We start from the raw sequence: 22,067 nt of genomic DNA, 5'->3' as shown, positions 1-22,067 counted from the left end.
CCGGCCACGCCCCCATCTGGCAAGCGAAGGATGCGCCCGTGACGCGCCATTTCCTCGATCTCTCCGATTTCTCCGAAGCCCAGCTGCGCGCGATCCTGCGCGCCGGCGAGGAGATCAAGGCCCGCCGCCGTACCCCGGCGGCCGCCGGCGACCGCCTGCTCGAGGGCAAGGTCGTCGCCATGGTCTTCGAACAGCCGAGCCTGCGCACCCGCGTCTCCTTCGACGTCGGCATCCGCGAACTCGGCGGCTCGCCGATGATGGTGACCGGCCGCGAGATCGAGCTCGGCGAGCGCGAGACCATCGCCGACACTGCCCGCGTGCTCTCGCGCTATGTCGACGCCATCATGATCCGCATGCTCGACCATGATTCCGTGGTCGAGATGGCCCAGCACGCCACCGTCCCGGTGATCAACGGGCTGACCAAGCGCCAGCATCCCTGCCAGGTCATGGCCGACGTCATGACCTTCGAGGAGCGCAAGGGCTCGATCAAGGGCAAGCGCATCGCCTGGACGGGCGACACCAACAACGTGCTGACCTCCTGGATTCACGCCGCCGGCCGGCTCGATTTCGAGCTCGCCATCGCGACGCCCGAGGAGCTTGCGCCGCCGCCGGCCCTGCTCGCCTGGGCCAAGGATCAGGGCGCTCGGCTCTCGCTGAGCACCAGGCCCGAGGCCGCGGTCGAAGGCGCCGACTGCGTCATCACCGATTGCTGGGTCTCGATGGGCGACGAGGAAGGCACGCGTCACAACCTGCTCCGGCCCTACCAGGTTGACGAGCGGCTGCTCGGCCGGGCCGAAAAGGACGCCATCTTCATGCATTGCCTGCCGGCCAGCCGCGGCGAGGAGGTCACCGATGCCGTCATGGACGGCCCGCAATCGGCCGTCTTCGACGAGGCCGAGAACCGCCTGCACGCGCAGAAGGGCATCCTCGCGTGGTGCTTCGGCGGGGTTGCCGCCTGATGGATGGAACCGACAGCGGCGCGGGGCATTCCGCGGTTGAAGGCTTGGCTGCGCTCGACGACCGCGTCGTCCCCTTCACCGTGCCCGATCTCGATGTGCGCGGCCGCGTCGTGCGGCTGGGCGCCTCGATCGACACGATCCTCGCCCGGCACGGCTATCCGGAGCCCGTGGCGCGCGTGCTCGGCGAGGCGGCGGCGCTGACCGTGCTGCTCGGCACGGCGCTGAAGTTCGAGGGCCGCTTCCAGCTCCAGACCAAGAGCGACGGGCCGATCTCGATGCTCGTGGTCGATTTCAACGCGCCCGACGTCTACCGCGCCGTCGCCCATTTCGACGCGGAGCGGCTGGCGGAGGCCGAAGTCGCGGGCCGCCTCTCGACGGGCGAGCTTCTCGGCGAGGGCCACCTCGCCATGACGGTCGACCAGGGCTCGGCCACCACCCGCTACCAGGGCGTCGTGGCGCTGACGCGCCAGAGCCTCGAGGAGGCGGCGCATCAATATTTCCGCCAGTCGGAGCAGATCCCGAGCCGGGTGCGCCTCGGCGTCGGCTCGATCGTTACCGGCGAGGGCCGGCAGTGGCGGGCCGGCGGCCTGCTTGTGCAGTTCATGCCGCATTCGGTCGACCGGCTGCGGGCCGCCGACATCCACCCCGGGGATGCGCCGCAAGGTCACGAAATCCTGACCACGCCGGATCCGGACGGCATCAGCGACGATGCCTGGGCCGAGGCGCGCTCGCTCGTCGAGACGGTCGAGGATCACGAACTGCTCGATCCGCTGCTGGAGAGCGAGCGGCTGCTCTACCGGCTCTTCCACGAGCGCGGCGCCCGCGTCTTCGAGCCGGTCCTCGTCCATGAGGACTGCCGCTGCTCGCGGGAGCGCGTGCTCGGCATGCTCCGGGGCTTCGCGCCGGAGGATCGTGGCGCCATGGTCGCCGATGATGGGCAGCTCGCCGTAACCTGCGAGTTCTGCTCGCGGCGCTATGTCTTCACGCCGGCTGAGGTCGAGGACGGGCTGTCCGCCGGGGCCTGACCGGCCGGCCGAAGGGAGCGGGACCGATGGCGCGCCCCATCACCACGATCGGCTTCGACGCCGACGACACGCTCTGGCAGAACGAACGCTTCTTCCGCCTGACCGAGGAGCGCTTCGTTGCCCTGCTCGGCGCCCATGGCGCCGCCGCCGAGATCTCCGGGCGGCTGCTCGAGGCCGAGCGCCGCAACCTCGCCTTCTATGGCTTCGGCATCAAGGGCTTCGTGCTCTCGATGATCGAGACCGCGATCGAGATCACCGACGGCACCGTCCCGGCCTCCGTCATCGGCGAGATCCTTGCCGCCGGTCGCGAGATGGCGGCCCATCCGGTCGAGACCCTGCCGCAGGCGCGCGAGACGCTGGAACGGCTCGCCGCCAGCCACCGCCTCGTCCTGATCACCAAGGGCGATCTCTTCGACCAGGAGCGCAAGCTGGCGCAGTCCGGCCTCGGCGAGCTGTTCCACGGCGTCGAGATCGTCAGCGACAAGACATCGGAGGTTTATCGCCGCGTCTTCGAGCGCCATGGCAACGGCCCGCAACGCGCGATGATGGTCGGCAATTCGCTGAAGTCGGACGTGCTGCCAGCCCTCGCCGCAGGCGCCTGGGCGGTGCACATCCCGCACGAACTCACCTGGGCGCTGGAGCACGCCGAGGAGCCGGTCGGTGCGCCGCGCTACCGGCGCCTCGCCCGTCTGTCGGCGCTCGACGAACTCGTCGGGCTGATCGAGGCGGAGGCGGCGGCCGGATAGATCGCCGCCGGGCGGACCTTATCCCCGGCACTCCGCCATCAGCTTGCGCATGAAGGCCTCGCCCGCGGCGAACTGCTCCAGCGAGATGTACTCGTCGGGCTGATGCGCCTGGTCGATCGAGCCCGGGCCGCAGACGATCGTCGGCAGTCCGGCGCGCTGGAAATGCCCGGCTTCCGTCGCATAGGCGACCGCGATGGTGCGATTGCGGCCGGCGAGCCGCATCACCAGCGTCTCGGCCTCCGAGCCCGGATCGGGCGCCAGCCCCGGCACATCCGAACTCATCACCGTCTCGATCGCAGCCGCAGGCGCGGTCTTGCGCATCCGGGCGAGAACCTCCTGCGACAGCGCGGCGAAGCGCGCCGGCACATCCTGCGGATCGGAGCCCGGCAGCGTTCGCACCTCCCAGGAGAGGTCGCAGCGATCGGCCAGGATGTTGCGGGCGATGCCGCCATGGAACTTGCCGACATGGACGGTGTCGTAAGGCGGGTCGAAGCGCCCGCTGTCGTCGGGGTTGGCTTCCAGCTCGTCGGCCATCGCCACGAGGCCGGCGGTGAGCCGGATGCCGCCATGGACGGCGCTCGCCCCCAGATGCGGCTTGGAGGAATGGGCAGCGACGCCGGTGATCGTCGTGAAGAAGGTGCGGATGCCCTTGTGAGCATCGGCCAGCTCCAGCGAGGTCGGCTCGCCGACGATCACGGCGCGGGGCCTGGGCAGGTCGATGCCCATCCGGGCGATGCCGTCTACGACGCCGAGGCAGGTGACCTCCTCGTCATAGGAGAAGAACAGGTGGATCGGCGTCTTCAGGTTAGCCGCCAGGAAATCCGGCACCAAGGCCAGGGCGAGCGCGATGAAGCCCTTCATGTCGACCGCGCCGCGGCCATAGGCCTTGCCGTCCTCGATGTGCAGCGTGAACGGGTCGCGGCTCCAGGCCTGGCCCTCGACCGGCACGACATCGGTATGCCCCGACAGCAGCATGCCGCCCCGGTCCTGCGGGCCGATCGTGGCAAACAGCGCCGCCTTGTCGCCCGTAGCGTTGGGAATCCGGATCGAGGCAACGCCCCAGCCCGCGAGATAGTCCTCAACGAAGGCGATCAGCTCCAGATTGGATTTGTGGCTCACGGTGTCGAAGGCGACGAGCCGGGCGAGCATGTCGAGCGGCGCCAGGCGCTGGCCCGTGGAGGAGGACAGGGTCAATGCAGGACCTTCTTCACATAAGGGGAATCGAGCGGAAACAGCGGCACCGCGACATCGAAGATCGTGCCGTCTTCCGCCAGCATCGCATAGAAGCCGCGCATCGAGCCGTCTGGCGTCATCAGCGGACAGCCGGAGGTGTAGCTGTAGCTTTCGCCCGGCCGCAGCACCGGCTGCTGCCCGACGACGCCCTCGCCACGGACCTCGTGGACCTCGCCGCGCCCGTCAGTGATGAACCAGTGCCGGCTCATCAGCTGCACCGTCCGCGTCGAGAGATTGAGAATCTCGATCGTATAGGCCCAGAAATAGCGGCCCTGTGCCGGGGAGGACTCGCCCTCCATGAAGCTCGGCACAGCGGTGACCCGCACGCCCTGCGTCTCAGCCTGATACATCGCGACGGCTCCGTCCTGATGCGCCCGGCCCGGCGGGCCGCTGACTTGTTAGCGAGGCCGGGGCGGAAGGGTCAATGCCGGAGCCGGCCATTCTCGCGTGGACAACCCGCGCCGCCGCCGCTTCGCCGCGGCCTCTGCGCTTGGCCTTTGCGCGCGGCTTCGCTAGGCGTGACCGATTGTCCTTCCGGGATTTCGCATGCTGACCCTCCAGCCCGGCATCCAGCCCGACCACTGCATCCGCGCCTTCGTCGAGGCCGGGGCGATCCGACTTGCCCAGCCGCCGGCCGAGGGCCAGATCCAGCCCGCCAGCCTCGATCTGCGCCTGGGCGAGAAGGCCTACCGTGTCCGCGCCAGCTTCCTGCCTGGCCCCGACCGCACGGTGCGGCGCCGGCTGGATGATCTCGCCCTGCACGAGATCGACCTGACCCGCGGCGCGGTGCTTGAGACCGGCTGCGTCTACATCGCCGAGCTGATGGAGGGGCTGAAGCTGCCGGCCGGCCTGCGCGCCGCCGCCAATCCCAAGAGCTCCACGGGCCGGCTCGACGTCTTCACCCGCATCATCACCGATTGCGCCCGCGAATTCGATCTGGTCGAGGACGGCTATGAGGGCCCGCTCTTCATCGAGATCTCGCCGCGCACCTTCCCGGTGCTGGTGCGCTCGGGCTCGCGTCTCTCGCAGATCCGCTTCCGCGCCGGCGAAACGAAGCTCGATGACACCGCGCTCGGCGAACTGCACAAGCGCGAGACGCTGGTCACGGCCGCCGAGCCCTCCTTCCAGGGCGGCGTTGCCGTCAGCGTCGATCTCTCGGGCTTCGACGGGCTGATCGGCTATCGCGGCAAGCACCACACCGCGCTGATCGACGTCGACCGCGTCGGCGCCTACCGCGCCTCGGAGTTCTGGGAGCCGATCGCGAGCGACGGCTCGCGCGCGCTCATCCTCGATCCCGGCCAGTTCTACATCCTCGCCTCCAAGGAGGCGGTGCATGTCCCGCCCGATTTTGCCGCCGAGATGACGCCCTTCGACGCGCTGGTCGGCGAATTCCGGGTGCATTACGCCGGCTTCTTCGACCCCGGCTTCGGCCATAGCGGTGCCGGCGGGCAGGGCGCGCGTGCCGTGCTCGAGGTCCGCTCGCGCGACGTGCCCTTCATCATCGAGGACGGGCAGATCGTCGGCCGGCTGGTCTATGAGGCGATGGCGAGCCGCCCGGCCGCGCTCTACGGCGCCGGGCTGAAGTCGAACTATCAGGGCCAGGCGCTGAAGCTCTCCAAGCATTTCCACGACTGAGCCAGCCTCGCCAGCGATGCGGCTGTCCCCCGCTTTTCCCGGATGACACCCGCCCCGCAAGCCGCTATGAACACGCTGCTCCGGCGTTGTGCGACATGCCGCGCCGGACGCATGCGGGCGTAGTTCAGTGGTAGAACGTCAGCTTCCCAAGCTGAATGTCGTCGGTTCGATCCCGATCGCCCGCTCCAACATCCTCTCCTGACGATCTGCGATGGCGCGCTGTCGGCGACAGGCCGGGCGAACCCCCGACCGTCAAAGCAGGGCCCGCAACTCTTCCTTCTTGACCTTGCCGGTGGCCGTCATCGGAAGGGCCTTCACCAGCCGGATTTCGGGCACCTTGTAGCCGGCCATGCGCTCGCGGCACCAGGCGGAGAGCGTCGCTTCGTCCAGCCCCACCGCCTGTTGGCCGAGCGCAATGAAGGCGACCGGCACCTGCCCGCGCTCGGCATCCTCGCGTCCGATCACGCCCGATCCCGCGATGTCGGGATGCTGGCCGAGCATGGCCTCGATCTCGGCCGGGAAGACGCTCATGCCCTTGACCTTGAGCATCTCCTTGCGGCGCCCGAGAAAGTGCAGATAGCCCTGCTCGTCGATGACGCCGATGTCGCCCGTATGCAGGAAGCTGTTGCGGATCGCCTCGGCGCTCGCTTCCGGCTTGTTCCAGTAGCCCTTGAACAGCGAGGGCGTGCGCACGCAGATTTCGCCAGTCTCGCCCAAGGGCATCAGCGCGCCGCTGTCGAAATCGCAGATCTTGAAGTCCGTGCCCGGCACCGGCAGCCCGACGAAAACGGGCTGCGACAGGAGATCGAAATCGCCCTGCTGCATGCCGATCGAGAAGGTGTCCATCGTGTGGGTTTCGGTCATCCCCCAGGCGGCTTCGATCATGTCGGCCCCCGTGAGTGCACGCCAGCGGGCCCGGAAGTCCGGATTGAGCTTCTTCACGAAGGATGAGACGCGCACCTTGCGCAGCGAGCTCAGGTCGAAGGCGGGTGTCCGGGGATGGTCGAGAATCTCCACGGCGTTGTCGACGAGCAGATAGGCGAAGCTCGCCTTGTGGCGCTCCACCGCCGTCATGAAGCCCACTGCATCCCAGCGCGCCATCAGAACCAAGGTCGCGCCCGCCACCAGCGGAAACAGCAGCCCGGTATCCTCGCCGGCAATCCAGAAGATCGGCACGAAATTGAGCACGACATCGTCGGGCGACAGCTGGAAACTCGCCGCCAGGGATGTCCCGGCGGTGTAGAGCATGTCGCGCTGGGTGTGGATGCAGCCCTTCGGCATGCCCGTCGTGCCGCCAGTGTAGTTCAGCGCCGCGACCGCATCGAGATCCGGCGCCACAGCGGGAGCCGGCGCCGTCACACGGGCCAGGGCCGGCAGCAGGTCGATGGCATCGTCGCAGGGGATCTTCGGCTGCAGCAGCGCCTGCGGCACCGGAAAGCTCGGCTCCGCGGGCAGCATCTCGGCCAGGCTCGTGACGAAGACGGCTCTCACCTGCGTCTGGTCGCGGACCTGCAGCAGCGGCGGCATCAGGCTGTCGAGGCAGAGGATGGCCTGCGCGCCGGTATCGTTGAGTTCATAGGCGAGTTCGGCCTCGCGAAACATCGGGTTGACGGGCACATGCACCGCGCCGAGCTTGAGGATGCCGAAGAAGGCCAGGATGAATTGAGGGCAGTTCGGCAGGTAAACCGCGACCCGGTCTCCCGGCTTGACCCCGTGCTCATGCAGAAGCGCAGCGAAGCGGTCGCTCAGCGCGTCCAGCTCGCGATAGCTGATGTCGCGTCCGTAGAAGATGCAGGCCGGCTTTTCGGGCTGGCGCCGCGCCCATTCGCGCAGATGATCGCTGATGGCGATGGGGCCAAGAGGGTAATGCGGCTCGCGAGCGATGCCGGTAGGCCAGGCCGCATTCTGAAGCTGACGCAGGCGTTCGAAATAGGCTGCTTCATTGATGGTCATCGTCGGGTCGGCCTGCCGTGTCTGCCCCGGTCATGAGGCCCGCTCTCACGACATGTCTGGCAAACCGCGAGGGTAGCGGCGGCGTCGCCCGGCGCAAGGCCGGCGCCTTGGCCGCTTCGACTTCGACTGGCTTCGGCACAGCGTCCCGCAACAAAAAACCTCCGGGGCCTGGGCCCCGGAGGTTGTCGTATCGATCCGATGCGAGATCAGACCAGCGGCGCCTTGGCGCGGTAGGGCTCGGCCTTCTCGTCGAAGCGCGACCAGCCCTCCTGACGGTACTGGGCGAGGCGGGCGTCGCGGTCGATCGGCGTGGCGCCGTCCATGATCGCCTCGGCCGCCGGGGCCTGGGACTCGCTCGTCTTCACGGAGACGACGCTGCCGCCGCGACGCACGGTCTCGGCATAGTAGTGCGCGTCCTCCTCGTCGACGCCGGCGCCCATGAAGGAGCCGACCAGGCCGCCGGCAGCGGCACCGGCGACGGCACCGGCCGCGGTGGCGGCGAGCCAGCCCGCCGCGACGACCGGGCCGATGCCCGGAATGGCGAGCATGCCGAGCCCGGCGAGCAGGCCGGCGGCGCCGCCGACGCCGGCACCGATGCCGGCGCCCTCGGCGGCGTTGCTCTCTTCGCCGCGCTCATTGCGGCCGACGAGGCTGATGTCGGATGCCGGGATGCCGGCCGTCTCGAGCTTCTCGACCACATCGGCGGCGACCGTGTAGCTGTCATAGGAACGGGTGATGGTGCGGGTCATGGTGACCTCCGAAGACTGGTTGAGGACGGGATGGATCAGTTGCGGACGATGTTGCCGCGATAATCGACGGAGACGTTGACCTTGGCGCCGGCATGGGTGGCCATTCCCTTCCAGACGCCGTTCTCGTCCTTCTTCAGGCCCGACACGTCCGAATAGCCGTTCGCCTCGAGCCGGCTCTTGGCCTGGCCTTCGGTGAAGCTGTTGGCGCCGGGCAGCGGCGCGTTCTTGTCGGTATCGGCCTGCGGAGCGGGCATGGGCGAGGTCGTCGAGGTCTGCGCCATGGCGCCGAACGAGGTCGCCGAGACGAGCATCGTTGCGATGAGCAGCTTCTTCATGGGAAATCTCCGTAAGGCAGGGCGGCTTGGGCCGCTGATGCTCATGGAAACGGCGCACTGCCTCGAAACGTTCCAGAAATAAGCCCTCGAGAGGTGGCGGAACCGCAGGGCCCTTCGGCCGTTGCGGGCCCGCCACCGGCCTGCGGCGTGGACGGCGCTTCCGGGAGCGCACGCGCAGCGCTATGGTGACGCCATGAACGCGCCCGAGACCGGACCGCTGGACAGCGTCGCGCCCGAGGCCGCAGCCTCGCGGCTTGGAATCGCGCTGCTCTGCGGCGGCGCCCTGACGCTGCTGCTGGCCGGCCTGCTGCTGTGGTGGCGCGAGGGCGACCGTCTCTTCACCGACGGCCTCATCGCCGCCATCGTCGCCTGTTTCTGACGCGCATCGCCGCGCCGCTTTCAGGCCCCCGACAGGACCGCTCCCGTGAACCGCCGCCTTATCCTGCCTCTCGTCGTCTTCCTCGCCGGCGCGCTCGTGCTCGCCGCCGCCGCCATCATCACCTTCGCGCCGGGGCGGCAGGGCCAGTCCGGCACGGGCACGGCGAGCGTAGGCGGGCCCTTCGCCCTGACGACGCAGGAGGGCAGGACGCTGACCGACAAGGATCTGCGCGGCTCACCCTTCCTGGTCTTCTTCGGCTTCACCCACTGCCCGGATATCTGCCCGACCAAGCTCTTCGAGATTTCCGAGGTGCTGCGCGCAGCCGGGCCGAAGGGCGAAAAGCTGCGCGCGCTCTTCGTCACGGTCGATCCCGAGCGCGACACGCCCGAGATCATGAAGAGCTATCTCGGCTCCTTCGATCCGCGCATCATCGGGCTGAGCGGCGACCGGCCCGCCATCGACGCGATGGTCAAGGCTTACCGCGCCTATGCCCGCAAGGTCCCGCTCCAGGGCGACGACTACACTATGGACCACACCGCCCTGGTCTATCTCATGGCCAAGGATGGCGGCTTCATCGGTGCCTTCAATATCGAGCAGACGCCGGCGCAGGCGGCGCAGGAATGGCTGCGTCACCAGTAGGCGCCCCATCCTTCGGAAGCGGCGCGCGCCGCCGCGCCAGCCCATGTGCCGTCTTGTTCCAGGCGAACCGACGCGCGCGGTACTCGTGCAGCGCCATCCAGGCCGCGATGCAGACCAGCCCGTAATAGAGCGGCAGCAGCGGGAGCAGCAGCAGGAGCTTCGGTGAACCGCGCCGCAGCGCCCCCAGCGCCGGCGGCAGGAACAGCGCCACCGTGCCGAACAGCCAGACACTGACCGCCAGCGCCGAGGCGACGCTGCCGAAGACATGCGTCGGCGCCAGGAGCGAGCCCTCGCGCCAGGCCAGAAAGGCCGCGACCGCAAAGACCGGATAGGCCAGCGCGGTGACGACCGTGCCGAGCCCGAGCGAGAGGAAGGCGAAGGTCGCCGGCGGGCCGGCCTCGCGAAGCACCGTCAGCGGCGCGCGCGAATGCGTCACCAGCGTCTGCATGTAGCCCTTGATCCAGCGCGAACGCTGCCTGAGCCAGGCCCGCAGCGTCAGCGGGGCTTCCTCGCGCGTGTGCGAGGGCAGATCGCCCATGCGGTAGCCGGCCCGCGCCAGCCGGACGCCGAGATCGGCATCCTCGGTCACGTTCCACGCATCCCAGCCGCCCACCGCCCGCAGCGCACGCGTGCGGAAATGGTTGGAGGTCCCGCCCAGCATGATTGGTAGCCCCGCGCGCAGCAGGCCGGGATTGAGCACCTCGAACAGCCCGGCATATTCCAGCGCGAACAGGGCCGGCAGCAGGCCCTCCCCCGGATGGTCGATCACCAGGTGGGCCTGCAGGCAGGCGAGATCCTCCGGCGCGCGCAGGAAACGCGCCGCCGCCATGCGCAGCTGCTGCGGATCGGGAATGTCCTCGGCGTCGAAGATCGTGAAGAGCTCGCCACGGGCCTCGATCAAGGCCAGGTTCAGCGCCCGCGGCTTGGTCCTCGGATCGCCGGGCGGCACGATCGTTACCTGGATCTGTGGCGGCAGGGTGAGCCGCGACAGCGCGCGGCGCATGCCGGTGTCGTCGGCTTCGATCAGCAGGCGGATGTCGAGCTTCGCTGCCGGATAGTCGAGTTGCCGCAGCGCATCGAGCAACTGCTCCAGCACCTTTTCCTCGCGATAGAGCGGGATCGCGACGCTGTAGACCGGCAGCCGGCTGTCATCGACGCGCCAGCGATGCCGGTGCCAGAGATCGGGCAGAGGCTGCTCGATCGAAGCCCCCAGCCGCAGCAGGATCAGCCCGAGGAAGAGCGGCCCCAGCAGCAGCGCGACCGCAAAGAAGGTCTCGAGCGGCGCGACCACGGCGCCGGCCAGCGCGGCCGCCACGGCAAGAGCGGCGGCGATGCGCTGGCCGCGGCTGGAGCCGGTCCGGGCGCTGTCGCGGGCGAGGCCCGGCGCATCGAGATTGGCGGCGCGAAGCGCGAGCCTGTCCGCATTGGCCTCGCGTAGCGCGGCATGGAAGCGTCGCGGCGTCACCACGGCGACATCGTGGCGCCGGCGCGGCCCGGCTTCCAGCATGGCACGCAGCGCTGGCCCCTCGGGGGCCATCACGAACCGCGGGCCGCTGCAGCTGTCGGGGCGGACTGGCGCGATGCCGCCACGTAGGATCGCCTCATGCTCGCCGCCCGGCGTGAGCGCGAAGGGGCCGGCCTGGAAGGGCAGGCCGAACTCCGCCGCCAGTGCGCGGTAAAAGCCTTCCTCGTCGATCAGCCCGCGGGCGAGCACCTCGCGGGCGGGCTCGGTCCGGTCACGCTCGGCGCGTTGCGCCATGGCGGCGAGATCGGCCGGCGCGATGCCCTGGCGCGCGAGAAAAGCGATCTCGACCGGCAGGCCGGTCGAGGCCAGCGCCGGTAACACCGGATGCCTGTCGTGACCGTTGCCCCCCACCGGCCCGGTTCCGCTCCACGCAACGACGAGACTGTCCCGGGCCTGACGGGCCGGGACAACTCATGGTTGCCGGATCGGGGCGATGAGTCGAGAGGGTGGGTGCGATTTTCCCGCCGGGGCGGGATTGTCGCTCACATGCCGCCGAGGATTTCCGCCACCTGCGGGATGTCCTTGTCGCCGCGCCCGCAAAGATTCATCACCATCAGGTGGTCCTTCGGCAGGGTCGGGGCGAGCTCGATCACCTTGGCCAGCGCATGCGCTGGCTCCAGCGCGGGAATGATGCCCTCGAGCTTCGAGCAGAGCTGGAAGGCCGAGAGCGCCTCGTCATCTGTGGCGGAGATGTAGGTGACGCGCCCGGTGTCATGCAGCCAGGCATGCTCCGGTCCGATGCCGGGATAGTCGAGACCCGCGGAGATCGAATGCGCGTCCTTGATCTGCCCGTCCTCGTCCATCAGCAGATAGGTCCGGTTGCCATGCAGCACGCCCGGCTGGCCGCCGGTCAGCGAAGCCGCGTGCTGCGCGGTCGAGAGGCCGTGACCGGCCGCCTCGACGCCCCACATCTTGACGCTCGGGTCGTCGAGGAAGGGATGGAACAGGCCGATCGCATTCGAACCGCCGCCGATCGCCGCGATCAGTGAATCCGGCAGGCGGCCTTCCGCCTCCAGCATCTGCTCGCGCGTCTCGCTGCCGATCACCGACTGGAAGTCGCGCACCATGGCGGGATAGGGGTGCGGGCCGGCCGCCGTGCCGATGCAGTAGAAGGTCGTCGCGACATTGGTCACCCAGTCGCGCAGCGCCTCGTTCATGGCGTCCTTGAGCGTCTTGGTGCCGGACTGCACGGGCACCACGCTGGCGCCGAGCATCTTCATGCGGAAGACGTTGCTCGCCTGCCGGGCAACGTCGACGGCGCCCATATAGACGATGCATTCCAGCCCGAAGCGTGCGCAGAGCGTCGCGGTGGCGACGCCGTGCTGGCCGGCGCCCGTCTCGGCGATGATGCGCTTCTTGCCCATGCGCCGCGCCAGAAGGATCTGGCCGAGCACGTTGTTCACCTTGTGCGCGCCGGTGTGGTTGAGCTCGTCGCGCTTGAAATAGATCTTCGCGCCGCCGAGATGCTCGGTCATGCGCTCGGCGAAATAGAGCGGCGAGGGCCGCCCGACATAGTGCTTGAGATAGCTGGCCATGTCGGCCTGGAAGCCGGGATCGACCTTGGCGGCCTCATAGGCCTGCTCCAGCGAGAGCACGAGCGGCATCAACGTCTCGGCGACGAAGCGCCCGCCGAACAGGCCGAAGCGGCCGTTCTCGTCGGGGCCGGAGCGGTAGGTGTTCGGGTTCTGGGGGGCGTTCATGTCCGGCCTGCCTCTGTTGCTGTGGCCGCCGCGGCGCGGGCCGCGACGACGAAATCCGTGATCCGGTCGACATCTTTGACGCCGGGCGCCCGCTCCACCCCGGAGGAGACGTCGACGCCCCGGGGCCGTGCGATCGCAATGGCCTGCGCCACATTCGCCGGATCGAGCCCGCCCGATAGCATGAAGGGCGAAGTCCGGTCGAGCGCCGCCAAAATCGACCAGTCGAAGGCGCGCCCATGCCCACCGGGATAGGCGGCGTCCTTCGGCGGCTTGGCGTCGAGCAGAATGCGATCCGCAACCCCCTCGTAGGCGGCGAAGGCGGCGAGATCGTGCCGGTCCGCGACGCCGAGCGCCTTGATCGCCCGCAGCCCGGTCGCAGCCTTGACGGCGCGCACCGTCTCCGGCGTCTCGCGACCATGCAGTTGCAGCCAGTCCGGCCGGACGGCCGCGACGAGGTCCGTCAGCTCGCCGATCTCGCGGTCGACGACCAGCGCCACGATCTCGGCACGACCGCGCGCCATCGCCGCCAGCGTGGCCGCCTCTTCCGGTGGTACGAAGCGTGGGCTCTTCGGATGGAAGACGAGGCCGATCATCTCGGCGCCGGCGGCCAGCGCAGCCTCGAGCGTCTCGGGCGTCGAGAGGCCGCAGATCTTGATGGTGAGGGGCTGCGCGGAGGCGGACATCCGCCCGGCTTTACACGAAGGTGATCGCCGCCGCACTTGCGACATGATGACGGGCGAAGCAAAGCTGGCGCGGCCAGGCGGTGCCGGCGGAGCGAAGCGGCGACAGGGCGGGCGGACTCGATTGTTCGGCAAGGGGCGGCGCGGTTTCACCATTCTCGCGGGGCTGCTGGCGCTCGCCGGCGTCACCGCGGCTGTCTTCTATGTCCTGAGCCAGCCGCGCACCCTGCGGCTCGCCGTCGGGCCTCTCGGCTCGGAGGACGCGCGCATGGCCGCGGGCTTCGTGCAGGGGCTGAACCGCGAGAAATCCCAGATCCGCCTCAGGCTCATCCTCACCGAGGGCTCCGAGGAAAGCGCGCGCAAGGTCGATGCCGGCGATGCCGAGCTCGCCATCGTCCGGCCCGACATCGCGCTGCCGGCCAAGGCCGATACCGCGCTCATCACCCGCCGCTCCTTCCCCTTCCTGATCACCGACAAGGAGAGCGGCATCGGCCGCATCGCCGATCTGCGGGGCAAGCGCGTCGGCGTCGTGCGCTATCCGCAGGGCAACATCGCCCTGCTGCGGCTGGTGCTGGCCCAGTACGAGGTCGGCCCGCAGGATGTGCAGATCGTCGGGCTCACCCCCGACGAGATCGTGCCTGCTGCCAAGGATCGGCGCATCGACGCCTTCTTCACCATCAACGCCGTCGGCGCCCGCGCGGGCGGGGACGGCGCCGGGCGGCTGCGCTCGGCCTGGGGGGAGGACCCGGTCCTGATCCCGATCCGCGAGGCCGACGCGCTGGCGGCCCGCATCCGCACCATCGAGACCGGCGAGATCGTGCGCGGCGCCCTCGGCGGTGACCCGCCCCGGCCTTCCGAGAACCTGCCGACCATCGCGGTCACCTCGCGCCTCGTCGCCTCCCAGGATCTCGATGACGATGTCGTCGGCAATCTGGTCAGCGCGCTGCTTGCGCTCCGGGTGACGCTCGCGGCCGAACTGCCGCAGATCCAGGCGCTGGAAACCCCCGCGACCGACAAGGACGCGCCGCTGCCTGTCCATAGCGGCGCGGCCGCTTTCATCGATGGCGAGCAGAAGACCTTCTTCGAGCGCTATGGCGACTGGTTCTATCTCGGCGTGATGGGGCTTTCGCTGCTGGGCACCGGCGCGGCCGGCCTGCTCGGGCGCGAGAGCGCCGCCCGGCGCCGGCAGGCGATGCTGGGGCTCGACCGGCTGCTGGCGATCCTGCCGAAAATCCGCGCCACGACGGATGTCGAAGCGCTCGACAGCTACCGGTCCCAGGCCGATGCGATCCTGCTCGAGGTTCTCGGCGATTTCGGCGAGGGCAATCTCGACTCCTCCGCCATCGCCGCCTATCGGCTGGTCTTCGATCAGGTCAGCCGCGCTGTCGTCGAGGCCAAGATCCGGGCGGCCGCCGTCCAGATCTGAACACGGCCCCAAGAGCCGCGATTCACGCTGCGCCGCGCGGGCGGACCCTTCGTGGTTGCTCAAACGCCCGTCAACGTTTATGTGCAGCGCAGCGAATTCCAGTTTCCTCGAGACGGGCTGCGCCGGCAGGGCTTTGATCCTCGCCGGCTTGTGGCCATGAAAAAGGCCCTCCCCGCATGTCCATGCGCAACATCGCCATCATCGCCCACGTCGACCACGGCAAAACCACGCTCGTCGACAAGCTGCTGCAGCAGTCGGGCACCTACCGCGACAACCAGCGCGTCATCGAGCGCGTGATGGACTCCAACGAGCTGGAGAAGGAGCGCGGCATCACCATCCTGGCCAAGGCGACCTCGGTCGTCTGGAAGGATACGCGCATCAACATCGTCGACACCCCCGGCCACGCCGACTTCGGTGGCGAGGTCGAGCGCATCCTGAACATGGTCGATTCCGCGATCGTGCTGGTCGATGCCGCCGAGGGCCCGATGCCCCAGACCAAGTTCGTGGTCTCCAAGGCCCTCAAGCTTGGCCTGCGCCCGATCGTGGCGATCAACAAGGTCGACAAGCCCGACGCCCGCGTGACCGAAGTCATCAACGAGGTCTTCGATCTCTTCGCCGCGCTCGACGCCACCGATGAGCAGCTCGATTTCCCGATCCTCTACGGTTCGGGCAAGCAGGGCTGGATGGCGCATGACCCGGCCGGCCCGCAGGACCAGGGCCTCGCTCCGATGTACGACCTCATCCTCAGTCACGTGCCGGAGCCGCGCATCGAGGAAGGGCCCTTCCGTATGCTCGGCACGCTGCTCGAGGCCAATCCCTATCTCGGCCGCATCATCACCGGCCGCGTCGTCTCCGGCACCGCCAAGCCCAACCAGCAGATCAAGGTGCTCTCCGGCGATGGCAGCCTCGTCGAGAGCGGGCGCATCACCAAGATCCTCGCCTTCCGCGGCCTCGAGCGCACCCCGATCGAGGAAGCGATCCCCGGCGACATCGTCTCCATCGCCGGCCTCGTGAAGGGCTCGGTCGCCGACACCTTCTGCGACCCGTCCGTCGAGATCGCGATCAAGGCCCAGCCGATCGACCCGCCGACCGTCTCGATGACCTTCATGGTCAACGACTCGCCGCTGGCGGGCACCGAGGGCGACAAGGTCACCACCCGCGTGATCCGCGACCGCCTGTTCAAGGAGGCCGAGGGCAATGTCGCGCTGAAGATCGAAGAGGCCAAGGACAAGGACAGCTACATCGTCTCCGGCCGCGGCGAACTCCAGCTCGCCATCCTGATCGAGCAGATGCGCCGCGAGGGCTTCGAGCTCGGCGTCTCGCGTCCGCGCGTCGTGCTGAAGCGCGACGAGAACGGCCAGCTGCTCGAGCCGATCGAGGAGGTCATCATCGACGTCGACGAGGAGCATTCCGGCGTCGTCGTGCAGAAGATGTCCGAGCGCAAGGCCGACATGCTGGAGATGCGCCCCTCCGGCGGCAATCGCCTGCGCCTGATGTTCCATGCTCCGACGCGCGGCCTCATCGGCTATCAGGGCGAGCTGCTGACCGACACCCGCGGCACCGCGATCATAAACCGCCTGTTCCATGCCTACATGCCCTACAAGGGCGAGATCGGCGGCCGCCGCAATGGCGTGTTGATCGCGATGGAGACCGGCGAGGCCGTGGCCTATGCGCTCTGGAACCTCGAGGATCGCGGCCCGATGATGATCGAGCCCGGCTGGAAGGTCTATCAGGGCATGATCGTCGGCGAGCACACCCGCGAGAACGATCTCGAGGTGAACGTCCTCAAGGGCAAGAAGCTCACCAACATCCGCACCACCTCGAAGGACGAGGCCGTGCGCCTGACCCCGCCGATCCGGATGACGCTGGAGCGCTCGCTGGCCTGGATCGACGATGACGAGCTGGTCGAGGTCACGCCGAAGTCGATCCGCCTGCGCAAGGGCATCCTCGACCCCAACGAGCGCAAGCGCTCGCAGAAGATGAAGCAGGACGTCGCCTGAACCAGGCGGTCCTGATGGATTTGCGAAGGGCGGGCAGCAAGGCCCGCCCTTCGTCGTTTCGGGAGCCAGCCGCCGCTTAGTGGCTCATCAGGATCGGCAGCGTGCAGGCCTGCAGCAGCGATTGCGTGACGCCGCCGAGCAGCCACTCGCGCAGGCGCGAATGCTTGTAGGCGCCGCAGACGATGAGGTCCGCCGCGAAGTCGGCCGCCGCCCGGCGGATCTCGCTGGCGACGTCGGAGCCTCCGAAGGCGACGTTGCGAACCGTCACCTTGATGCCGTGCCGCGCGAGATGCGGGGCGAGGTCGGTGCCGGGCAGCAGGCCGGCGAGGTCTTTCTCGCCGGTGACGGTGAGAATCTCGACCTCTTCCGCATCCTTCAGGAAGGGCAGTGCGTCCGCCACGGCACGGGCCGCCGAGGCACCGCCGTCCCAGGCGATCACGATCCGCTTGCCGGCATAGCGCTCGCTCCCCGGCGGCACGATCAGGGCCGGGCGGCCGCTGTCGAACAGCGCCGCCTCGATCAGCCCGCGGTCGCGCTGGACCGGATCGGTCTCCATGTCGAGCACCGTGACGTCGTGGACGCGCGCATGGGCGAGCAGCCGGTCGCAGAGGCTGGCGAAGACGAGCGACGGGGTCTCGACGCTGCAGACGACACCGGCGAGGTCGGCCCGCCCCTTAGACTGTTCGGCGAAGGCCTCGGCCAGCTCCTGGATGCGGCGGTTTTCATGCGAGATCAGCTCGGCCCCGAATGCGCCGACCAGCGACCCTGGCACGGCATAGCGCATCGATGCTGCCTGCAGCGTCAGATGGGCGGCAGCGGCTTGCGACAGGGAAATGGCATAGGCGACGGCCGAGCTGTGGTCGCCGCGTCCCTGCTCGGTGAAGCCAACGAGAACGCTCTTGATCGAGAGTGGCATGGCGGATCCTCCACGGGTTGACGCTGGCCCGCAGCATGCCCGAACCGGCCGCCCGGCCCTTGCGCTGGATCAACCCGGCCCGTCCCGATCGGTGGGACAGTGCGACCCGTCGGCGACCGACACAGGAGACCGCCCCATGCTGCACCGCATCACGCTTCATCTGGGTCGCACGCCCGCCCAGCCCGAGGGCAGCGCCCGCGACGGCTACGAGATCACCGCCCCGCTCGATGTGGAGGGCCGGCTCCTCGCCGATGAATGGCATGCCGCGCGCGAAAAATGTCGCGTCCGGCGCTTTGAGCCCAACGAGCCCGATCGCCATGGCTGGCTGCTTCACCGCGCCGGCGGCGAGGGCGGCGCGAGCTGGGGCATCGACTATGACGATGCCTCCAGCGACGATGACGAGGTCGGCTACAAGCTCGACCGGCATTGCTTCCAGCTCGACGAATATGTCTCGATCTGCGACCAGGACGGCGACTTTAGGCCCTACAAGGTCGTGGCGCTCCGGGCCGTGGCGGCGCCCGCTCCCGTCGGCGCCTGACCGCCTCGCCTGAGGAGATGACCATGGCCGACGTCCGCTCGACCGCCCAGCCGCTCGGCTTCGGCACGCTCCTGACCCCCGTCCATCTCGGACCGGGGGCGGAGGCGACGATCCGCTTCGCGGCGCGGCTCGCCCGCTGCCTGTCCTGCCGCCTGATCGGCACCGGCGCCGACCAGCTCGAGCTGCCCTATTACGGGGACGGCGCCGGCATGGTCGATGCGGTGCTGGTCGAGAATGCCCGGGCCGTGATGGAGGAGGATCTGGCCAAGGCGCAGGCGCTGTTTCGCCGGGCGGCGGATGGCGTGGCGCTCGACTGGCGCGGCGCCGTCGAGCCGCCCGTCGCCTTCGTTCTCACCCAGTCGCGGGCGGCCGACCTCGTCGTCTTCGCCCGCCAGGGCGGCGGCGATCCGCCTCTCGGCCGCATGGGCGTCGCCCCCGGCGATGTCGTTCTCGAACTGGGCCGGCCGATCCTGCTCGTTCCGCCGGGCGTGGAGTCGCTCGCGGCGCGCAGCGTGGTCATCGCCTGGAAGGATACACGCGAGTCGCGCCGCGCCGTGCAGGATGCGCTGCCCTTCCTCGTCCGGGCCGATATCGTCACCGTGCTCTCCGTCGGCGCCGATCCGGCCGATGAGGGCGCGCAGGATGTCTGCGGCTATCTCGCGCAATTCGGCATCGCGGCGCGCGTGGTGAAACGGCCGAAGAGCGGCACCACCGTCGCGGCCGAGATCGCCGAACTGGCGCGGCTCCAGAACGCCGATCTCATCGTGGCGGGCGCCTATGGCCATAGCCGCCTGCGCGAATGGATCTTCGGCGGCGTGACGCGCGACCTCATCGAATCCACGCCGGTCTGCTGCCTGATGTCCCACTGAGGGAGGGCGGCTGTGCCCGCCCTGCGTGCGGCGCAGCGGGGACGGCATACGAGCGACCTTGCTGGTACTGCCAGCCTCTGGTCCTCTGCACCCTCTCTTCGAGGGGGAGCCTCCCAATGCAGTTCCGCAATCTCGGCCGTTCCGGCCTCCGCGTTTCGCTCGTCGGCCTCGGCTGCAACAATTTCGGTGGGCGCATCGATGACGAGGCGACGCGCAAGGTGGTCGATGCCGCGATCGAGCACGGCATCACCCTGTTCGACACCGCCGACATCTATGGCGAGAAGGCGGGCTCGGAGCGCGTGCTGGGCGAGGTGCTGGGCGCCCGCCGCAAGGACATCGTCCTGGCCTCGAAGTTCGGCATGAAGATGTTCCATGGCGGGCAGGGCGGTTCGCGCCGCTACATCATGAGCGCCGTCGAGGAATCCTTGACGCGGCTGAAGACCGACTGGCTCGACCTCTATCAGTTCCACACCCCCGACCCGCTGACCCCGATCGACGAGACGCTGCGCGCGCTCGAGGATCTCGTGACCCAGGGCAAGGTCCGTTATGTCGGCTGCTCCAACATGCCGGCCTGGCAGGTTGCGGACGCGCAATGGAGCGCACGCGATCTGCGCCTTGCAGGCTTCGCCTCGGCGCAGGACGAGTACAGCCTGCTCAAGCGCGGCGCCGAGAAGGACCTGATCCCCGCACTCAGGCATTATGGCATGGGCCTGCTGCCCTATTTCCCGCTCGCCAACGGGGCGCTGACCGGCAAGTACCGGCGCAATGCGCCGATGCCGGACGGGGCGCGGCTGACCAAGCTGCCCGAGCGCGCCGGCCAGATCTTCAGCGACGCCAACTGGGCGAAGATCGAGGCGCTGACCGATTTCTGCGAGGCGCGCGGCAAGACGCCGGTCGAGCTCGCCTTCTCCTGGCTCGCCGCCCAGCCAGTCGTCTCCAGCGTCATCGCCGGCGCCACCAGGCCCGAGCAGATCGCGGCCAATGTGAAGGCGGCCGACTGGGCGCTGACGGCAGACGAGCTCGCCGAGATCGACCGGATCACGGTCTAGGTTTCCTCGGAACCACGCCGTCATCCCGGACAAGGAGCGCAGCAGCGCCGCTCCGGGATCCATCCTAAAGATCCGGAGCCCTCCGATGGATCACGGGTCAAGCCCGGGATGACGCCGTGGTTTCCGGAAAACGCGGGGGCCTATCGGAAAGGCGGCTCGTCGAAGCTGCGCAGCTTGCGCGAATGGATCGTCGAGCCGGCCTTCTTTAGTTTCTCCAGCGCCGCGAGCCCGATCCGCAGATGCTCGCTGACGGCGCGCTCATAGAAGGCGTTGGCTGCGCCCGGCAGCTTGATCTCGCCATGCAGCGGCTTGTCGGAGACGCAGAGCAGCGTTCCATAGGGCACGCGTAAGCGGTAGCCCTGCGCCGCGATCGTGCCGGACTCCATGTCGACCGCGATGGCGCGCGACAGGTTGATCCGGCGCCGCTCCTTGGTCCAGCGCAGCTCCCAGTTGCGGTCGTCCTGCGTCACGACCGTTCCGGTGCGCAGGCGGTTCTTGAGATGGTCGCCCTTCTCGCCCGTCACCTCGGCGGCGGCCTCCTGCAGGGCGACCTGCACCTCGGCCAGGGCCGGGACGGGCACGTCCGGCGGCACCAGCTCGTCGAGGATGCCGTCCTGGCGCAGATAGGCATGGGCGAGGACATAGTCGCCAATGATCTGCGTCTGCCTCAGGCCGCCGCAATGGCCGACCATCAGCCAGCAATGCGGGCGCAGCACAGCCAGATGGTCGGTGATGTTCTTGGCGTTGGAGGGGCCGACGCCGATATTGACCAGCGTCACGCCCTGCCCGTTCTCGCGCAGCAGGTGATAGGCCGGCATCTGGAACCGGTGCCAGGGCGCCGACATCACCCGCTCTGCGGCGCTGACATCGACGCCGTCGCGCTCGATCCGCACCCCGCCCGGCGTCACCAGCGCCAGCGCCGTGCCGGCCTCGATCTCGGCGAGCCCCAGCCGCACAAACTGGTCGACATAGCGGTGGTAGTTGGTCAGCAGCACCCAGGGCTGCACCGCCCGCCAGTCCGTGCCGGTGTAATGCACCAGCCGGCGCAGCGAATAATCCACCCGCACCGCGTCGAACAGCGAGAGCGGACGCGGCTGTCCCTCGACGATGTCGAAGGTGCCGTCAGCGATCTCGTCGCCGACGAGCGAGAGCAGCGGCGTCGGGAAATGCCTTGCCAGCTCGGCCGCCGTAACCTTGCCCCGACCAAGCTCGTTCCCGCCGTCGAGCGCATAGGGGTAGGGTATCTCCTGGTCGCTGCTGCCGGTCTCGATCGTCGCGCCGTATTCCTGGACCAGCGGCACCAGCTGATCGAGCAGATAGGCGCGGAACTCGGCCGGCTGCGTGATCGTGGTCGAATAGACGCCGGGAGCCGCGAACTTTGCATAGCCGCGCCGGGTCGCCGTCGGCAGTTTCGACGGCTCATAGGTCACGCGCAGCAGCGGGTAGCGATAGGCCGCGCGCTCGTCGGGCGTCGGCGCCTGTCCCGTCTCGAAGAAGCGCTGCAGATCGCCGCGCAGCGCGGCCCGCGCCTCGCCATAGAGCCGTTCGAGCCGGTCGATGGCGGCGGCGGGATTTGCGGCTGTCTCGAACGTCATGGGCGGGGGCGTCCTTTCGTTCGCACGAGCTTTAGCCTTGGCCCCGCGCGCGTGACAACTGCCGGAGGCCGACAGGGCGCCAGCTTGACTCGACGGCTGGGACCAATTACTAAACC

21 protein-coding genes and 1 tRNA gene are annotated in these 22,067 nt (G+C 68.9%); 12 read left to right on the top strand and 10 right to left on the bottom strand.

Going from position 1 to position 22,067, the window contains the following annotated elements:
* Positions 1–38 precede the first annotated feature (38 nt).
* Genes argF through ABIE41_RS04325 form a run of 3 tightly spaced genes read left to right on the top strand, consistent with a single transcriptional unit; the run spans position 39 to position 2,730 of the window.
* Positions 39–959, top strand: a complete 921-nt coding sequence (gene argF, locus ABIE41_RS04335) for an ornithine carbamoyltransferase (RefSeq protein ID WP_354191768.1) — start codon at positions 39–41, stop codon at positions 957–959.
* Positions 959–1,984 (top strand): Hsp33 family molecular chaperone, encoded by a 1,026-nt coding sequence (locus ABIE41_RS04330; RefSeq protein ID WP_192643571.1) that lies wholly within the window; start codon positions 959–961, stop codon positions 1,982–1,984. The genes argF and ABIE41_RS04330 overlap by 1 nt, the downstream gene beginning before the upstream one ends.
* 26 nt (positions 1,985–2,010) lie before the next feature.
* Positions 2,011–2,730 (top strand): HAD family hydrolase, encoded by a 720-nt coding sequence (locus ABIE41_RS04325; RefSeq protein ID WP_192643570.1) that lies wholly within the window; start codon positions 2,011–2,013, stop codon positions 2,728–2,730.
* Between the two features lie 18 nt (positions 2,731–2,748).
* On the opposite strand, the gene argE is transcribed toward ABIE41_RS04325, so the two are convergent.
* Complete coding sequence (argE, locus tag ABIE41_RS04320) at positions 2,749–3,924, bottom strand: acetylornithine deacetylase (RefSeq protein ID WP_354191767.1); 1,176 nt, start codon at positions 3,922–3,924, stop codon at positions 2,749–2,751.
* Positions 3,921–4,313 carry a Co2+/Mg2+ efflux protein ApaG gene (apaG, locus tag ABIE41_RS04315; RefSeq protein ID WP_192643569.1) on the bottom strand — a complete coding sequence of 131 codons (393 nt, stop codon included), beginning with the start codon at positions 4,311–4,313 and terminating at the stop codon, positions 3,921–3,923. Before apaG ends, argE begins: the two co-directional genes overlap by 4 nt.
* A gap of 196 nt (positions 4,314–4,509) precedes the next feature.
* On the opposite strand from apaG, the gene ABIE41_RS04310 reads away from it, so the two are divergent.
* Complete coding sequence (locus ABIE41_RS04310) at positions 4,510–5,598, top strand: 2'-deoxycytidine 5'-triphosphate deaminase (protein WP_192643568.1); 1,089 nt, start codon at positions 4,510–4,512, stop codon at positions 5,596–5,598.
* A gap of 113 nt (positions 5,599–5,711) precedes the next feature.
* Positions 5,712–5,786 (top strand) — tRNA-Gly (locus ABIE41_RS04305).
* A 64-nt stretch (positions 5,787–5,850) separates the two neighbouring features.
* On the opposite strand, the gene ABIE41_RS04300 is transcribed toward ABIE41_RS04305, so the two are convergent.
* From ABIE41_RS04300 to ABIE41_RS04290, 3 genes are all read right to left on the bottom strand, one after another.
* A complete protein-coding gene (locus ABIE41_RS04300) occupies positions 5,851–7,551 on the bottom strand; it encodes an AMP-binding protein (protein WP_192643567.1) in 1,701 nt (566 codons plus the stop codon).
* Positions 7,552–7,757: 206 nt separating this feature from the next.
* Positions 7,758–8,300 carry a hypothetical protein gene (locus ABIE41_RS04295; RefSeq protein ID WP_192643566.1) on the bottom strand — a complete coding sequence of 181 codons (543 nt, stop codon included), beginning with the start codon at positions 8,298–8,300 and terminating at the stop codon, positions 7,758–7,760.
* A 35-nt stretch (positions 8,301–8,335) separates the two neighbouring features.
* On the bottom strand, positions 8,336–8,635 hold the full coding sequence (locus ABIE41_RS04290) for a PepSY domain-containing protein (protein WP_192643565.1): 300 nt from the start codon (positions 8,633–8,635) through the stop codon (positions 8,336–8,338).
* 193 nt (positions 8,636–8,828) lie between these two features.
* Between ABIE41_RS04290 and ABIE41_RS04285 the strand changes: the two genes are divergently transcribed.
* Positions 8,829–9,014: a hypothetical protein gene (locus tag ABIE41_RS04285; protein WP_192643564.1), complete on the top strand. Its 186-nt coding sequence runs from the start codon at positions 8,829–8,831 to the stop codon at positions 9,012–9,014.
* A gap of 45 nt (positions 9,015–9,059) precedes the next feature.
* On the top strand, positions 9,060–9,653 hold the full coding sequence (locus ABIE41_RS04280) for an SCO family protein (protein WP_192643563.1): 594 nt from the start codon (positions 9,060–9,062) through the stop codon (positions 9,651–9,653).
* Here ABIE41_RS04280 and ABIE41_RS04275 read toward each other — a convergent pair.
* The 3 genes from ABIE41_RS04275 to ABIE41_RS04265 all read right to left on the bottom strand — a co-directional run bounded on the left by ABIE41_RS04275 (position 9,598) and on the right by ABIE41_RS04265 (position 13,561).
* Positions 9,598–11,499, bottom strand: coding sequence for a glycosyltransferase family 2 protein (locus ABIE41_RS04275; RefSeq protein WP_192643562.1), 1,902 nt, complete (start codon positions 11,497–11,499; stop codon positions 9,598–9,600). The genes ABIE41_RS04280 and ABIE41_RS04275 overlap by 56 nt on opposite strands.
* Positions 11,500–11,660: 161 nt before the next feature.
* Positions 11,661–12,878, bottom strand: coding sequence for a tryptophan synthase subunit beta (gene trpB, locus ABIE41_RS04270; RefSeq protein WP_192643561.1), 1,218 nt, complete (start codon positions 12,876–12,878; stop codon positions 11,661–11,663).
* Positions 12,875–13,561: a phosphoribosylanthranilate isomerase gene (locus tag ABIE41_RS04265; RefSeq protein ID WP_192643560.1), complete on the bottom strand. Its 687-nt coding sequence runs from the start codon at positions 13,559–13,561 to the stop codon at positions 12,875–12,877. The genes trpB and ABIE41_RS04265 overlap by 4 nt, the downstream gene beginning before the upstream one ends.
* 121 nt (positions 13,562–13,682) lie before the next feature.
* Here ABIE41_RS04265 and ABIE41_RS04260 point away from each other — a divergent pair, with 121 nt between their 5' ends.
* On the top strand, positions 13,683–14,984 hold the full coding sequence (locus tag ABIE41_RS04260; protein ID WP_354191766.1) for a TAXI family TRAP transporter solute-binding subunit: 1,302 nt from the start codon (positions 13,683–13,685) through the stop codon (positions 14,982–14,984).
* A 176-nt stretch (positions 14,985–15,160) separates the two neighbouring features.
* Positions 15,161–16,984 carry a translational GTPase TypA gene (typA, locus tag ABIE41_RS04255; RefSeq protein ID WP_192643558.1) on the top strand — a complete coding sequence of 608 codons (1,824 nt, stop codon included), beginning with the start codon at positions 15,161–15,163 and terminating at the stop codon, positions 16,982–16,984.
* Positions 16,985–17,060: 76 nt separating this feature from the next.
* On the opposite strand, the gene ABIE41_RS04250 is transcribed toward typA, so the two are convergent.
* A complete protein-coding gene (locus ABIE41_RS04250; protein WP_192643557.1) occupies positions 17,061–17,900 on the bottom strand; it encodes a universal stress protein in 840 nt (279 codons plus the stop codon).
* Between the two features lie 136 nt (positions 17,901–18,036).
* On the opposite strand from ABIE41_RS04250, the gene ABIE41_RS04245 reads away from it, so the two are divergent.
* From ABIE41_RS04245 to ABIE41_RS04235, 3 genes are all read left to right on the top strand, one after another.
* Complete coding sequence (locus ABIE41_RS04245) at positions 18,037–18,438, top strand: hypothetical protein (protein WP_192643556.1); 402 nt, start codon at positions 18,037–18,039, stop codon at positions 18,436–18,438.
* A 23-nt stretch (positions 18,439–18,461) separates the two neighbouring features.
* On the top strand, positions 18,462–19,307 hold the full coding sequence (locus tag ABIE41_RS04240; protein WP_192643555.1) for a universal stress protein: 846 nt from the start codon (positions 18,462–18,464) through the stop codon (positions 19,305–19,307).
* 116 nt (positions 19,308–19,423) lie between these two features.
* Positions 19,424–20,356 (top strand): aldo/keto reductase, encoded by a 933-nt coding sequence (locus tag ABIE41_RS04235; RefSeq protein ID WP_192643554.1) that lies wholly within the window; start codon positions 19,424–19,426, stop codon positions 20,354–20,356.
* A gap of 140 nt (positions 20,357–20,496) precedes the next feature.
* Here ABIE41_RS04235 and ABIE41_RS04230 read toward each other — a convergent pair whose 3' ends face one another.
* Positions 20,497–21,951 (bottom strand): AMP nucleosidase, encoded by a 1,455-nt coding sequence (locus ABIE41_RS04230; RefSeq protein ID WP_192643553.1) that lies wholly within the window; start codon positions 21,949–21,951, stop codon positions 20,497–20,499.
* Between the last annotated feature and the right edge of the window lie 116 nt (positions 21,952–22,067).

The organism is Bosea sp. OAE506, from assembly GCF_040546595.1.
Lineage (GTDB): Bacteria > Pseudomonadota > Alphaproteobacteria > Rhizobiales > Beijerinckiaceae > Allobosea.
This window is presented reverse-complemented; position numbering and strand designations above follow the sequence as displayed.

Coding starts and splice junctions, on each gene's coding strand:
- ABIE41_RS04330 (WP_192643571.1), top strand. CDS start 959: ATGGATGGAACCGACAGCGGCGCGGGGCATTCCGCGGTTGAAGGCTTG.
- ABIE41_RS04325 (WP_192643570.1), top strand. CDS start 2,011: ATGGCGCGCCCCATCACCACGATCGGCTTCGACGCCGACGACACGCTC.
- apaG (WP_192643569.1), bottom strand. CDS start 4,313: ATGTATCAGGCTGAGACGCAGGGCGTGCGGGTCACCGCTGTGCCGAGC.
- ABIE41_RS04310 (WP_192643568.1), top strand. CDS start 4,510: ATGCTGACCCTCCAGCCCGGCATCCAGCCCGACCACTGCATCCGCGCC.
- ABIE41_RS04300 (WP_192643567.1), bottom strand. CDS start 7,551: ATGACCATCAATGAAGCAGCCTATTTCGAACGCCTGCGTCAGCTTCAG.
- ABIE41_RS04295 (WP_192643566.1), bottom strand. CDS start 8,300: ATGACCCGCACCATCACCCGTTCCTATGACAGCTACACGGTCGCCGCC.
- ABIE41_RS04290 (WP_192643565.1), bottom strand. CDS start 8,635: ATGAAGAAGCTGCTCATCGCAACGATGCTCGTCTCGGCGACCTCGTTC.
- ABIE41_RS04285 (WP_192643564.1), top strand. CDS start 8,829: ATGAACGCGCCCGAGACCGGACCGCTGGACAGCGTCGCGCCCGAGGCC.
- trpB (WP_192643561.1), bottom strand. CDS start 12,878: ATGAACGCCCCCCAGAACCCGAACACCTACCGCTCCGGCCCCGACGAG.
- ABIE41_RS04265 (WP_192643560.1), bottom strand. CDS start 13,561: ATGTCCGCCTCCGCGCAGCCCCTCACCATCAAGATCTGCGGCCTCTCG.
- typA (WP_192643558.1), top strand. CDS start 15,161: ATGTCCATGCGCAACATCGCCATCATCGCCCACGTCGACCACGGCAAA.
- ABIE41_RS04250 (WP_192643557.1), bottom strand. CDS start 17,900: ATGCCACTCTCGATCAAGAGCGTTCTCGTTGGCTTCACCGAGCAGGGA.
- ABIE41_RS04245 (WP_192643556.1), top strand. CDS start 18,037: ATGCTGCACCGCATCACGCTTCATCTGGGTCGCACGCCCGCCCAGCCC.
- ABIE41_RS04240 (WP_192643555.1), top strand. CDS start 18,462: ATGGCCGACGTCCGCTCGACCGCCCAGCCGCTCGGCTTCGGCACGCTC.
- ABIE41_RS04235 (WP_192643554.1), top strand. CDS start 19,424: ATGCAGTTCCGCAATCTCGGCCGTTCCGGCCTCCGCGTTTCGCTCGTC.
- ABIE41_RS04230 (WP_192643553.1), bottom strand. CDS start 21,951: ATGACGTTCGAGACAGCCGCAAATCCCGCCGCCGCCATCGACCGGCTC.